Origin of the sequence: Bacteroides sp. 1001136B_160425_E2, from assembly GCF_015559655.1 — a bacterium.
Taxonomy (GTDB): Bacteria; Bacteroidota; Bacteroidia; order Bacteroidales; family Bacteroidaceae; genus Bacteroides; species Bacteroides luhongzhouii.
Genome location: NZ_JADMQH010000037.1, coordinates 1 through 13,364, shown reverse-complemented (window position 1 = coordinate 13,364; position 13,364 = coordinate 1). Strand labels below are relative to the sequence as shown.

Here is a 13,364-nt window from a genome sequence, read left to right as displayed (position 1 = left end):
TGAAAACAGAATACAGATATAAGAGGAAACTTACAACTGAATCCTGGTTCCATTTACACAAAATTGTGGACAGTGTCAAAAAAACACTAACGACTTTCTTCTTTTACACCAAAGAAGAAAGTCGCAAACTTAAAATGGCAAATCATCATCTTTCTGTAAAAACGCTTTTTCTAATTTAATAAAATCATCACTCCAATCACTGGCTTTTATATATTTCAATTTATCGTTTTCAAACAAGTCTTCAGATATAAATAATTTTAACAATTCATTATTAAAAGTCCTTTCCCAGCATTCTTCTATTGGATTAAACTTATATCCTCTTGCTTTAAGTAATGCCTCCAAATCTCTTTTTCCCTCAATATAAATATTGTAGTGAATATTCAACAATTCCTTTAATCTACCCACCATTGGATGATTAATACGAATAATTCTATTTATTTCTTCGTCTTTTCCTTGGGAATCCTCCTTTAAATAATCAACTAATTCTCTTAAAGTTTTTGCTGTATTTTCTATATCTCTAATGATTAACGTTTCTTTAACCCTTTTATTATCAAGCATAAATTGTTTGAAAAGACCAGCAAATTGCTCCCTCAAATAACTTGTAATATCCTCAGCAGTTTCAAATCCCTTTATATTGTTATTATGGGGTAAAGCTTTTATTTCTTCTATAAACTTATAAATATTGACATTATCCACATACTTATAAATAACATTCTCATTGTTCTTATTTAATATATAAGTTTCATATTCAGTGAAAACATTTTTATCTATAAAAACAAAAACTTGTTTATCTTCCTTAAGTGCAGTTTTAAGTTCTAATTGTGATACTGAGTATTCCTGCTCCTTTTCTTTGATTATACCTGCACTACCATAACGGCTACCAATTATTGATACCAAAACATCTATATTAGCTATCTCTTTATAGCAATATGCCTGTAAAGCTTCATCCTTGCCATAAGGAATATCCCCCTCCTCATTTCTAACGGGTTCGTACCCTAACCCCTCTATAAACTTATCTAGTTCTACTCTAATTTGTCTCAAATCATAAAAAGTGGAACTTATAAAAACACGCGGTTTTGCCATATCTCTATAATTTTAGTATTTAATCTCTTTTATTTGAATACAATGCAAATATACGAAAAACTGAAAGTATAACATACTAATTATATAAATCCTAATTATAAATTGGTGGATTACAAAGCCAGCAATACAGTTTTAAAGAAAACGTGATTGCTGGCTTTCAATCAATCAAACAATATAGAAAACAAGATAGCTATATTTCAAGAAAGCAAGATTCCAAGAAAACAAGATTTCATTTTCTGTAATGCCTTTCCAGCAGGTCTAAAATCTCGCTTTCCCGGTAGATGATTTTTCCCGGAAGCTGCACGTAGCCCAGCAGTCCCATGTCCCTGTAATCCTGCAATGTCCGTTTGCTGATGCAAAGCCGTCTGCACACTTCATCGCCCGTCAGGTAGTGTTCACCGTTCAATACTGGGCGATAGTTCATTACCACGTACTCCACGTTTTCCAGCACCTTGTCAAGGGAGGAAAACAGCACCAGCGTGGTTTCGGAATCTTTCGTTATCAAATCCATACGCCTACTTTTTAGAATTGTCCCTTACTTGGTTGAGCAAAAATGTTTCCACGTCCGAAGCCTTGTAGTAAATCTTGCTGTTTATCTGCGAGTAAGGCAGTTTCCCCGTGTCACGGTAAGTCTGCATCGTCCGGGCTGAAACATTCAGCAAACGGCAGGTCTCGCAGTTATCCAGCCACTTGTCACGCTTCCTGCGTAAAGGCACGCAGAGCGCATCCACACGCCCCACAAAATTTTCAAACCTCTGTTTCCAAAGTTCAAAGGTTTTCTTTTCAATCGTCACTATTTCCATAACCGATATATTTATTCTTGTCAATACTCCGTTTTTCTTCACTGGTGCAAATATATAAGGCTGAATGACAGGTCGTTTCTTCCTGTCCGCAAATGACCTTGCGTGTCCGAAAATGTCCACCGCTAACCCAACAACTACACGAAAGAAATGAACCGATAACAAAAAACCTATTTTTTCTCCACTCCCTAAATAAGTAAGGTAATGAACACAAAGCCGTTTTCTATTTGCCGACATTAATTTGGTGCAGAGCGCAGCAAAGCGATTCCAAACGGCTGACGCTTTGTTTTTTACCGATTTTTCTTATTTTATTTGTGGTGCTAATTCAAAAAACAAGCACCTATGAACAATCCTTTCGAAGAAATTTTCAAGCGGCTGGAGAACATCGAAAAGATGATTGCCCCGGTCACGGGCGTACAGCCCGAAGAACGGCAGGACGGAAAAGAGCCTGTGTTAGTCAAAATATCCGTTGCCAGCGGCATAACCGGGTATTCGGTCAATTACCTGTATCATTTAGCCAGTAAGGGACTGATACCGTGTGTCAAGCGTGGGCGTACCCTGCGTTTTGACATGGAGGAACTCAAAAAGTGGATGCAGCAGCAGTATGTCCCGGCTTCTAACAGACTTCCCGATGAAAAAGAAAAGAAGTGATGATGCACGGCATATCGAGGGTTGGCAGTCAAAGAACGAGCGCATCGAAAGCCTGTTGAACGTCCTGTACGATTTCCGGTTCAATACTGTAAAGAGCCGGACGGAATACCGGGCTGCAAGTTCTTCGGGCTTGTACCAGCCCGTTACGAAATTCGTCCTGAACTCGTTCAGGCGCAGGCTGGACGCAACCGCTGGTATCGTCACCTCTGCCGAGAACATCCGTACCATACTGGAAAGCGATTTCGCAAGAAAGGTACATCCCATACGGGAATACTTCAACGCCCTGCCCTTACTGAATCCTGCCGAACACGGGCATATCGGCAGGCTTCTGAACACGGTACAGGTAGCCAACCCCGGCAAATGGGAGGAATATTTCACGAAATGGCTTATCGGTGTGGTAGCCAACGCCATGAACGACACGGGATGTCAGAACCATACCTGTTTGGTGCTGACCGGGGACAGGCAGGGGCAGTTCAAATCGTGGTGGCTGGACAACCTTTGCCCGACACCGCTTAAGAACTACCTGTTCACCGGGAAGATAGACCCGCAGGGCAAAGACATCCTGACACTGATAGCCGAATACCTGTTCATCAACATTGACGACCAGCTAAAGGAACTCAACAAGCAGAACGAGAACGCATTAAAGAACCTTATCACCACCCCGGCGGTAAAGTACCGCAGACCGTATGATGTTTACATAGAGGAATACCCCCACCTCGCCAGCTTCATGGCTTCGGTGAACGGCAACGAGTTCCTGACCGATCCGACAGGCAGCAGGCGTTTCTTGCCGTTCGAGGTGCTGCGCATAGACAAGCCCACGGCAGAAAGTATCCGCATGGATAATGTCTATTCCGAAATCATGTACCTGTACCGTCAGGGCGTGCGTTACTGGTTCAATGATGCGGAGATTGGGGAACTGCACCTGACAAATGCGGAATTTGAGGTGCAGACGGTCGAGTTCGAGATGCTGGCACAATACTTTGAGAAGCCGACAGAGGAGGAAGAAGCCCTGTTTTTTATGACAACGGCACAAATACTGGCACGCTTACGGGATATATGCCCCATGCAACTATCTGAAAAACGGCTGGGGGAAGCGTTACGCAAAGCCGGGTTCAAACGGGTACAGAAACGTATCGACAAACAGACCTATTCGGTATATGGGTATAGGATAAAACCTGTTCCAACATCCTGTACAAACAGCGATTACGGTTAGCACGGTCATTTTACGATTGGTTATTACTGCAACGCAGTAACTGCCATAGTAAGATGTATTTTTATTTTACAGCCTGTATATCAAACATTTAATAATAGCGCAGTAAGCAGTAAGATAAAACCGCAAACTTTTGGAAAAGTTTGGAAAAAGAAAAACCGCAGGAAATATCAGGGTTATATTTCTATCTTCTTTTGAAGAAATAACTTACTTATCTTACTGCATAAGATGTAATCCGCTGAAATAAAAAAGAATTATGCGCAGAAACATAGTGACTTTTCTTCTTACTGACTTCTTACTGTGCTACTGCAATTTATCAACATCAAAAAAATAAAGATTATGACCTATAAGGAAGCAACAATATCAGTATCAAGGATTACCTGAACTCTTTGGGAATCCAGCCCGTCACGGAAAAGGGAAACTACGGGATGTACCGCAGCCCCTTACGGGAGGACAACACGCCGAGTTTCAAGGTGGATTATAACGCCAATCTATGGTGTGACTACGGAACCGGCGAGGGCGGGACGCTCATCGACCTTGTGATGAAGCAGAACGGGTGCAACGCCTACGGTGCTATCTGCCAACTGGAACAGGGCAGCACCGCCTCTTTTTCCTTTCATGGGAAAGACCTGCCCGAAAGGGACACGAAAAGGCAGGCAGCCAGCCCGATAGAGATACGCAGAATACAGCCGTTACAGAATCCGGCACTCATGCGCTACTTGCAGGAAAGGGGAATTTCCCCCGGAACGGCAGCCCCGTACGTGCAGGAAATGTATTACCGCATCGGTGGGAAGCCTTATTTTGCGCTGGCGTTCAGGAATGATTCAGGAGGTTACGAGCTTCGCAATCCCCGTTTCAAGGGCAGCACATCGAAAGACATCACCCATATAAGGCAGCAGGGAGAGCCGAGAGATACCTGTTTCGTGTTCGAGGGCTTTATGGACTATCTTTCATTCCTCACTATCCGGCAGCGGGAAAGCCCGGGTATGCCCTGTACCGACTGGCAGGACTACGTTATCCTGAACTCCACCGCCAACGTAGATAAAGCCTTATATCCGCTGGCTGGTTACGGTCATATACACTGTATGCTTGACAATGACGAAGCAGGCAGGAAAGCGGTTGAAACCATAAGGCAGGAATACAAATGGCGTGTACGTGACGCATCACACCTGTACAGCGGTCACAATGACCTGAACGACTATCTGCGTAGCCTTAATGTGAAGCAATCCCAAGATTTGACAGTTACCGACAAGCCCCAGCCGGAGCATGATAACAGACAAAATCCGGGTGAAAAAAGAAAGAGAGGGCTAAGGATGTGAACTGCAAGGCTGGCGGCATGAACCGATGGCAGGCTGTGTGATTAGGGAGAGCAAGGTTATGTTTCGGTAGACCGAAACACCTTGCTTTGCTTGGCAGCAAAGAAAATTTCTCCCGTTGGTCGCAATTTTTAAGATACCACCTAAAAGCAAAAACGTATGACAGGGATAAGGAACAAACCGGGAGGTCGCCCGGCAAAAAGCCGGATAGACAAGCAGAACCGGGTAGTCAGCACGAAACTGACCGAGTTACAGTTCTACGCAATCAGGAAGCGAGCCACCGAAGCCGGGCTGCACGTCAGCGAGTACGTCCGGCAGGCGGTCGTTTCGGCAGAGGTAACGCCCCGGCTGAACAGGCAGGATGCGGACACTATCCGCAAGCTGGCGGGCGAAGCCAACAACATCAACCAACTGGCGCACCGGGCGAATGCCGGAGGATTCGCACTGGTGGCGGTGGAACTGGTGAAACTCAAGAACAGGATTGTCGAAATCATAAACCAACTGTCGGATGATTGGAAAAATAAGAAAGGGAAGCGGATTTAAAGGCTGCGTGAACTATGTACTCGGCAAGGAACAGGCAACCTTGCTTCATGCGGAGGGAGTGTTAGCCGAAAGCAACCGGGACATCATACGCAGTTTCATACTGCAAGCCGGGATGAACCCCGACCTGAAAAATCCTATCGGACATATTGCGCTAAGCTATTCCCCGGTGGACGCACCCAAGCTGACAGACGGGAAAATGGTACAGTTTGCGCAGGAGTACATGCGTGAAATGAAAATCACCGATACGCAGTACATCATCGTGCGCCACCAAGACCGGGAACATCCACACGTGCATATCGTGTTCAACCGCATAGACAACAACGGCAAGACCATTTCGGACAGGAACGACATGTACCGCAACGAGCAGGTATGCAAGAAGCTGAAAGCCAAACACGGGCTTTATTTCGCTAAAGGCAAGGAGCATGTAAAGCAGCACCGTTCGAAAGAGCCGGACAAATCCAAATACGAGATTTACAATGCCGTAAAGGATGAAATCGGGAAATCAAGGAACTGGCAACAGTTACAAACCCGGCTGGCAGAAAAGGGTATCGGGATTCATTTCAAGTACAGGGGACAGACTGGCGAAGTGCAGGGCATATCCTTTTCCAAAGGCGAATATACGTTCAAGGGTTCGGAGATAGACCGCAGTTTCAGTTTCTCCAAGCTGGATAAATGCTTCGGGGATGTGGGGCTGAACACTGCCGGAAACAATCAACAGACGGTTTCCGCACCAGTTCAGGAGCCAGCGCAGACACCGGGAAAAGCCGACAGTCCGTTACTGGCAGGCTTGGGCGGTCTGTTCTCCGCTTCATCCTCTCCGGCTGATGATACGCCCGACAATCTCGGTGAAAGAAAAAAGAAGAAAAAGAAACGACACTTAAAATTATAGGAACATGGAAAAAAATTTAATTTTGGAGGGGCTTCTCTCTATGGTCACGGAACTGAAAGAACGGCAGGAGAAGCAGGTAACGCCAGCCAGCCGGGAGGAAATGATTAACCGACTGGACGTTATCGAACAGCGCATTTCGGATATGCAGGGCAAATCCGGCATTCCTGAAAACATGGTGCAGGAGATTCTAAACCAAATCGGCAGTATCGGAAAAGGGCAGTCCGAGAACCAAAAACAAGACCTTGAAGATATAAAGGGGCTTATCGTGACCTCACACCGATATTTCAAGGAGCGGTTAAAGGTGTTGTTCCCGGCTGATGATACACCAGCCGGAGAAATAACGCCCGTTTCATGGTACGACAAACTGACATACCGGGTAACTCCCTATTTGAAGCCCAAGTTCTTTCTTCTTTCAGCAGGGATAATCATTTGTCTTGTGTCGCTTGCATTGAATGTGCGGTTTATACAAAGAATGCAGCGGTTACAGGACAACGATATAAAATACCGCTATATCCTGATGAAAGGAAAGGCAGACGGCAGCAGCCTTGATTTGCTGGAAACGAGGTTCAGCAGGGAACGGGACAACGATTTCATCCGAAGCCTGACCGATTCGGTGAAAGGCTTTGAATATCGTAGCAGGAAGCAGGCGGAAGCGTTGGAACGGGCAAGACTGTTGAACGAACAAGCCGAGCAGCTAAGGGAGCAAGCCGACAAGCTGGGCAAACCATAAACCTAAAGCGAAGCCGGAGCAGAACCGCCCCGGCTTTCTAATTCACTTCTTTTTCTTCGTGCAGTGTTCTTTCTCGAACTGGCGCAGCGTGGTGACGCTGAACCGCTCCTTGATGAACTCCCGGACATCGGAAGCCTTGTAGTACACTTTTCCGCTGATTGTGAAGTACGGTAGCGCACCGATAGCCCGGTAGCGTTGCAGGGTCTTGATGCTTACTTTGAACAGCAGGCACAAGTCTTGATTATCCAGCAGGTTGTCATCTTCGGGCAGCACCCTGTCGGCATTGCGCAGTACCCGTACATCCTTGCAGAGTTCTTCCAGTTTGGCGTACAACTTCTGCATCCATACGCTGAAATCGTCATTCTCTATATACATGATTGCTTCATTTTTCTGATTATACATTATGGTCTGTCAATCGATTGATGAAGCAAAGTTCAGAAAACAGGCGCAAAAAAATTACGGGGGAACTAATGGAATCCCCTATAAACAAATTCTAAACCTTTGGTTATCTGTACCCTTTCTTGTCATGTTCCTTTTTGATAAGTTCTACCAATCCATTAAGAAACCCGGTCAGCTTGCCCGGCTTTCGTTTTATCACGTCCTCATGTTTTTGGTAACAGTCGCCTATCCTGATATTGAAAAGCCATTCAAAGGCTTTCGCCAAGTCCACCAAGTAGGCGGGCTTGCCGTTCTGATACACGATGTCTTTGGAGAGGAACAGACCGCTTACCATTTCCATGATGTTGATAAGGGTTGTCTTGTCTGCGAGATAGAGAGGGGAAAGAGGCTGTTTGTTGATACGTTGCTGTAGCTGTTCTGGGTATTTGATGCGCCATTCGATAAGACGTATTTCGGTGTTTAAAAGTCCTATAGATTCATCGATTAAATGCAAATAGGGCATTTTTTTCTTGCTCAAACCGCACACGGTACGATTTAAGACGATGTAAACCAAAAGAAAAATAGCGGAGCAAAACGCTGTAATCCTGTTCGTTGATACCAAAATTGGCTACATGCATAGCCAATTCCTCAATAGCTTCCGTAAACTCGGATGCAGAAACTTTACGCTGTGAGCATTCCGACAATAGCCGGAAAAATCTCTGTTCTAATAAATTTTTCATATCAGAATATTAAAGCCGCCTAATAAACGGCTTTAGATGAATGTTTAACAATAGATTTTTATAAGATGCCTACAAAACTGGCATTTCAACCTTAGTAACCAGTTCTTCTTCTGAAGTCCCCGGCTTACTATAATAATATTCTATCGATGCTCCTGAAGATTTATAACCTTTAGTCGCAATCCATTCCTGCATTTCACGATACAAAGAAGCTAATTCAGTATAATTCCCCTTATGTAAGCAAGATACTATTTTTCTGCCCGGAATGGTAATCGCTCTTATGTTCCCCTTTCCACACAAGACTTTAGCTGATTTAAATCCAATAACCATGTGAATATCTTCTGACATGGATTCAAAATTAAGATATTCCACAAAAGGAACATCTGCCATTACAGCATTTTGCTCTTTAAACAACGTTTCTATTTCCATAAAGCTTCTGCCTATAGTCATAGCAATTTCTTTTACTGTAGTACGTGTTTCCACTACTAATGCATACGTTTCAGATTGTTGAAACAATGCGATTTCTGAAATCTTTCCCATACTATATTATTTTATATCAGTGAATGTTTTTTTCTTTACGACAGGTATATATATGTCAGTTATCAATTCCGGTACATCTGTATCACATGGAGAATTTATATACACCTCAAAACTAAAAGTGTTTTGGGGATAGTACTGGCTATCAGGAAACCATTCTTCATAAATTATCCTATATAAATCACATAAGAAATCATAACTACCTATATGCCTAAATATAGCATATTGTCCATTAGGGATTTGTATAGTATTCAATTTGGCATCCGGTATATCATTCATAATTATACCTAAATAGAAACGACATTTATCTTCCGGTGTTATTGCCGGATTATCCAAACTTAAACTGACAAAGTTTGTGTGTTTTTTGTCTATCCTATTGAACCTTGCATAATACAACAGTTTATCCCATACCATCTTATATTGAAACTTATTTTCGTATGCTTTCCCCACTTCCAAACAAGAAACAAACATTTTATTAATCATTATTATTCTGGAAGTTAGCAATGTATGCGCATTTCGTTTTCGAGGTGCGAATCTTTCCTTGAATAAGGATGTTGAAACTCTAAAATGTTTCTTGAATGCTTTTGCAATACTGTATTTGCTTTGATAACCAGATAGTTCCGCTATCTGGGATAATGTATATTCGGTTGAGGTCAATAAGTGTGCAGCATATTCCAGTCTAAGTCGTTGTATGTAATTTCCTATATTTTCACCGACAATAAATTTGAACACCCTTCTAAAATGATATTCTGACATTCCGCACTTTTGGCACAATGTATTTATATCAAAATCCTCAAACAGATGATTGCTGATATAATTAACTATACTTTGAATAGCTTGGTTATGAACATTCTTCGTATCTTGTTTTTGTTTCCACCGATTGAGTGTCGGCAGTCTTTTCTCCAATATCAGTTTCAATTCTTCGGGAGAATAAACTGTATGGGCATACATATTGTATTTATTTATGTATCTAAGCCAAATATCAATCATTTCGTGCATCGACACGTCTACTGTATATTTCCCGTCTTTCAGACAGTAGTAACAGAACGTATCGCTCTTAGAACCATCCAAATTAGTTCCCAGCCATTCTTCCATATCAAAACGAAGTGGCATACCGCAACTTTGACAATATCTCTTGCTCATTTTAAATTCAAAAGTATGATAATAAAGGAAGATACTTCTTTAAGATAATAATTTTCTGTTTGGTAGCCTTTTGATTTCTAAAAGGCGTTCTATATCACTAAACAACTCGGCATTTCTCAACTCAAACATAATCCACTTACCGTCATGATAAACAGTTGCTTCATCATACAATGTCTGTACTTCTTTTGAGAATAGTTCTCGTTGCATTTCAAATTTATCACGTTCTCCTTTACCTAATATAACCATAAAGCCAAAGGAATTTTCTTTAGCGTATAAAGCACAGAGAGTTTTTCCACCTCTTCGATACTTATATTCATATTTCCATTTTCTCCCACCATTGTTCCAGAATCGTTCCATTTCATACTTATACTCAATTAAAAGACAGAGAGCATTCCATATTTGATAAAGCCCTTTTCCTATCAAAGACTCTATCGCTTCCGGAGTCGGTATTTGAAAGTCTTTTTCCATGATGAATTGTAATACCTTGATTGATAAGGCAAAAATAGCTTGTTTTTTTATTTGTTCCGTTATCCAATATAGCTAATTTTGTAAAAGGCAAATTATAAATATAACCCAATGATGCGATTGAAGACAAATAAAATAAAACTTAATGGGGTTATACAGAACAAATAACTAACTTTGTATTCTAATTATTTGAGATTCATGCTGAATACAGAAAATATACAATCACTCATTGATAGCGGAGAGGGTTACAATGTAGAATTTAAAGTTCGTGTCCCTTCAAAAGTTCGTGAACTGACAGAGGAAATATGTGCTTTCGCCAATGCAGACGGAGGATATGTGCTTGTTGGAGTAGATGATAACGGACAAGTGGTAGATACTAACTTAGAAAACGATAAGCGTTCTGCCATTCAAGGTTCTATCAGTGAAATATCTCCTACACTCCACTGTGAATTGTATTCGGTAAATATTGGAGATAAAACTATTTGGGTGATTGATGTTCCGTCCGGCAAGGACAAACCTTATATATTTTCCGGTTCTATCTATGTGCGTGAGGGAGCGAACTCGCAGAAACTTCGCACAGCCGAAGAAATGCGCAGCTTCTTTCAGGAATGTAATAAAATCTTTTTTGACCATATACCCTGCCATTGGTTCAATATCTACACGGATGCAGACGAACAGATGATTAAGGATTTCCGAACAGAAGCAAAACTAAGTCCGTCCACACCCGACAAACAAATATTTGAAAACTTGGAACTATTTACCGAGAACGGAACGGTAAAGAATGGAGCGGCGATGTTTTTTGGAAAACAACCTGAACGAAAGTTTCCACATGCTGTTACAAGATGTGTTCTTTTCAAGGGAACGAATAAAGTCTATATTATAGATGATAAAGCTTTCGGAGGTTCATTGTACCAACAGTATTTACAGGCAATGTCTTGGCTGGAAAGCAAACTGCAAGTAGCTTATAAAATAGAGGGAGCAGGACCAAGAGAGGAAATTTGGGAAATCCCTCTAACCGTATTTAAAGAAGCTATTATAAACGCCCTGTCACATCGTGACTACTATGAACAAGGCGCAAGTATTATGATAGAAATGTTTGACGACCGGGTAGAGATTTCCAATCCCGGAGGACTTTTGCCTATTGTAGCTAAAAATTTCGGGCATAAAAGCATGACACGTAACCCACTAATATTCGGGTTATTTACCCGTATGCACTTGGTCGAAAGAGTTGCATCCGGTATTCCTCGTATGCAGGAAACTATGAGGGAAGCAAATCTGCCCGAACCAGAATTTCACACAGAGGGGATGTTTACAGCTGTATTTAAAAGAGGGATTAGTATCAAAAATGAAATAATAAATGTCCCAAGCTTGTCCCAAGAATGTCCTAAGCTGGATATACGTTATACATTTATAGCGGAACAAATAATTTCGTATTGCTCAGAACCCCATTCTATTCAAGAAATAATGAAACTTGTAGGACAAACAAACCGAAGTAGATTTAAAAAAAATATCATCAACCCACTTTTAGAAGTAGGCATTCTTTCTATGACTATACCTAACAAACCTAATAGTCCATTACAACAATATATCATAAAAAAATAAATATATGAATATAAATGATTTCAATAATAGAATTGCAAGATGTGAATCCTTTTTAATTGCTAGTGACGGGCAATTCTTAGGAAAACTTTCTCTTAATAGATACGATATAGATTCCATTTCCTATGAATATGGTTTGTATGGTAGTATCTATTCCGCTACTTCATTTAAGAATCAGTATTCAACTTATGGTAGTCCTTACTCTTCTTTAAGCCCTTATAATCCATATACATCCACTCCACCTACCATATATTTAAGAGGACAACGAGTTGGTTTTTTATCAAAGAACAAATACTTATTTGGCAGTATTGACCCTGATAGTATTAATACTTGGATGCAGAATAACGGATTATATTATTAAAATATGGAAATGATAGAATATGTAAAGTTAGTAACAGCCTTCATTGTCTCAATCGGTGGTTCAAGTGTTGTTATTATTGCACTATCTAAATGGTTTGGAAATTTCCTTTCAACTAGATTATTAGATGCTTATAATAATAAACATGAAAAAGAATTAGAAGTGATAAAAACAAAGTATGCTTCTGAATTGGAAAATACAAAAAATGAATTAGAGAAAGCAAAATCCCAGTTTCTCAGATATTCAGAGAAACAGTTTGAATTGTATAATGATTTATGGAAAGTTCTACTATATACAAAACGACAAGCTGATTTGTTATGGCAAAAAGCAGACCCTAATCAAATACCATCTTTCAGTGAACAAATCAGGCTTACTCGTAATGCTATTAGCGATAATCTTCTATTAATAGAAGAAGAACATTATGAGAAATTAATTCAACTTATAGAACAATTTGAACAATTCCAATTCGGAAAATTAAAGCTTATAGATATAAGAATACAAATTGAAGGTGGAGAACAAGTTCAACAAATAATATCTAAAGCAGATGCACAAAACACCATCAATAAAAATAGAAGGACAAAAGAAAAATATGACAAGTTAATAATGGATATAGGTAAGTCTTTTAGAGAACAAATAAAAGGATAATATTTGAAATTCTAATATTAGTTGTATCTTTGCACTCAGAAATCGTACCCAAGATACAAACTGATGTCAAACGGTGCAAAGCTGTGAAAACCTTATTCAAGGGACTAACATCGTGATAAAGATATAACTTATTGAGAAATAGTGCTATACAAACCGATTTTCGGTTGCTGATGGCACCACTATCGATTCGGTAACAAAAAATCGGCACTATAAAATATTTTGTGTAAATGGAAATACGGGATTCAAGTTTGAGTCTCGTATTTTTTATTTTATACATTTG

The 13,364-nt window shown here is 40.8% G+C and carries 17 protein-coding genes and 1 pseudogene; 9 read left to right on the top strand and 9 right to left on the bottom strand.

The features are described from left to right. Nucleotides 1-129: 129 nt before the first annotated feature. From I2I04_RS22665 to I2I04_RS22655, 3 genes are all read right to left on the bottom strand, one after another. Nucleotides 130-1,083 carry a DUF4062 domain-containing protein gene (locus I2I04_RS22665; protein ID WP_195655909.1) on the bottom strand — a complete coding sequence of 318 codons (954 nt, stop codon included), beginning with the start codon at nt 1,081-1,083 and terminating at the stop codon, nt 130-132. A gap of 229 nt (nt 1,084-1,312) precedes the next feature. Then, nucleotides 1,313-1,594, bottom strand: coding sequence for a helix-turn-helix domain-containing protein (locus I2I04_RS22660; RefSeq protein WP_032590475.1), 282 nt, complete (start codon nt 1,592-1,594; stop codon nt 1,313-1,315). Between the two features lie 4 nt (nt 1,595-1,598). After that, entirely contained in the window at nt 1,599-1,886 is a 288-nt protein-coding gene (locus I2I04_RS22655) for a helix-turn-helix domain-containing protein (protein WP_032590477.1), read from the bottom strand. Nucleotides 1,887-2,225: 339 nt separating this feature from the next. On the opposite strand from I2I04_RS22655, the gene I2I04_RS22650 reads away from it, so the two are divergent. The 6 genes and pseudogenes from I2I04_RS22650 to I2I04_RS22625 all read left to right on the top strand — a co-directional run bounded on the left by I2I04_RS22650 (nt 2,226) and on the right by I2I04_RS22625 (nt 7,222). Further along, complete coding sequence (locus I2I04_RS22650; RefSeq protein WP_032590478.1) at nt 2,226-2,534, top strand: helix-turn-helix domain-containing protein; 309 nt, start codon at nt 2,226-2,228, stop codon at nt 2,532-2,534. Then, complete coding sequence (locus tag I2I04_RS22645) at nt 2,515-3,747, top strand: VapE domain-containing protein (protein WP_195655910.1); 1,233 nt, start codon at nt 2,515-2,517, stop codon at nt 3,745-3,747. Before I2I04_RS22650 ends, I2I04_RS22645 begins: the two co-directional genes overlap by 20 nt. A gap of 336 nt (nt 3,748-4,083) precedes the next feature. After that, a pseudogene (locus I2I04_RS22640) lies at nt 4,084-5,063 on the top strand (toprim domain-containing protein). Between the two features lie 156 nt (nt 5,064-5,219). Beyond that, nucleotides 5,220-5,603, top strand: a complete 384-nt coding sequence (locus I2I04_RS22635; protein ID WP_042985792.1) for a MobC family plasmid mobilization relaxosome protein — start codon at nt 5,220-5,222, stop codon at nt 5,601-5,603. Continuing rightward, the gene (locus tag I2I04_RS22630) at nt 5,569-6,492 is read left to right on the top strand and encodes a relaxase/mobilization nuclease domain-containing protein (protein ID WP_195655908.1); all 924 of its coding nucleotides are present in this window, start codon (nt 5,569-5,571) and stop codon (nt 6,490-6,492) included. The genes I2I04_RS22635 and I2I04_RS22630 overlap by 35 nt, the downstream gene beginning before the upstream one ends. A gap of 4 nt (nt 6,493-6,496) precedes the next feature. Continuing rightward, complete coding sequence (locus I2I04_RS22625; protein WP_195655907.1) at nt 6,497-7,222, top strand: hypothetical protein; 726 nt, start codon at nt 6,497-6,499, stop codon at nt 7,220-7,222. A gap of 42 nt (nt 7,223-7,264) precedes the next feature. Here the strand turns inward: I2I04_RS22625 and I2I04_RS22620 are convergent, their stop codons facing one another. From I2I04_RS22620 to I2I04_RS22595, 6 genes are all read right to left on the bottom strand, one after another. After that, nucleotides 7,265-7,597, bottom strand: coding sequence for a helix-turn-helix domain-containing protein (locus I2I04_RS22620; protein WP_005646002.1), 333 nt, complete (start codon nt 7,595-7,597; stop codon nt 7,265-7,267). Nucleotides 7,598-7,727: 130 nt separating this feature from the next. Then, entirely contained in the window at nt 7,728-8,147 is a 420-nt protein-coding gene (locus tag I2I04_RS22615) for an RteC domain-containing protein (protein ID WP_024988611.1), read from the bottom strand. Next, nucleotides 8,098-8,340: a hypothetical protein gene (locus I2I04_RS22610; protein ID WP_032531309.1), complete on the bottom strand. Its 243-nt coding sequence runs from the start codon at nt 8,338-8,340 to the stop codon at nt 8,098-8,100. Before I2I04_RS22610 ends, I2I04_RS22615 begins: the two co-directional genes overlap by 50 nt. Nucleotides 8,341-8,409: 69 nt before the next feature. Then, nucleotides 8,410-8,877: a GyrI-like domain-containing protein gene (locus I2I04_RS22605; protein WP_024988612.1), complete on the bottom strand. Its 468-nt coding sequence runs from the start codon at nt 8,875-8,877 to the stop codon at nt 8,410-8,412. A gap of 6 nt (nt 8,878-8,883) precedes the next feature. Continuing rightward, nucleotides 8,884-10,017, bottom strand: coding sequence for a GyrI-like domain-containing protein (locus I2I04_RS22600; RefSeq protein WP_195655906.1), 1,134 nt, complete (start codon nt 10,015-10,017; stop codon nt 8,884-8,886). 39 nt (nt 10,018-10,056) lie between these two features. Beyond that, nucleotides 10,057-10,485 carry a DUF3788 domain-containing protein gene (locus I2I04_RS22595; protein WP_032529662.1) on the bottom strand — a complete coding sequence of 143 codons (429 nt, stop codon included), beginning with the start codon at nt 10,483-10,485 and terminating at the stop codon, nt 10,057-10,059. Nucleotides 10,486-10,680: 195 nt separating this feature from the next. On the opposite strand from I2I04_RS22595, the gene I2I04_RS22590 reads away from it, so the two are divergent. Genes I2I04_RS22590 through I2I04_RS22580 form a run of 3 tightly spaced genes read left to right on the top strand, consistent with a single transcriptional unit; the run spans nt 10,681 to nt 13,084 of the window. After that, entirely contained in the window at nt 10,681-12,084 is a 1,404-nt protein-coding gene (locus I2I04_RS22590) for an ATP-binding protein (RefSeq protein ID WP_032529661.1), read from the top strand. Between the two features lie 4 nt (nt 12,085-12,088). Next, a complete protein-coding gene (locus I2I04_RS22585; RefSeq protein ID WP_007653852.1) occupies nt 12,089-12,442 on the top strand; it encodes a hypothetical protein in 354 nt (117 codons plus the stop codon). A gap of 3 nt (nt 12,443-12,445) precedes the next feature. Beyond that, nucleotides 12,446-13,084, top strand: coding sequence for a hypothetical protein (locus I2I04_RS22580; RefSeq protein ID WP_227239007.1), 639 nt, complete (start codon nt 12,446-12,448; stop codon nt 13,082-13,084). Nucleotides 13,085-13,364: the final 280 nt, after the last annotated feature.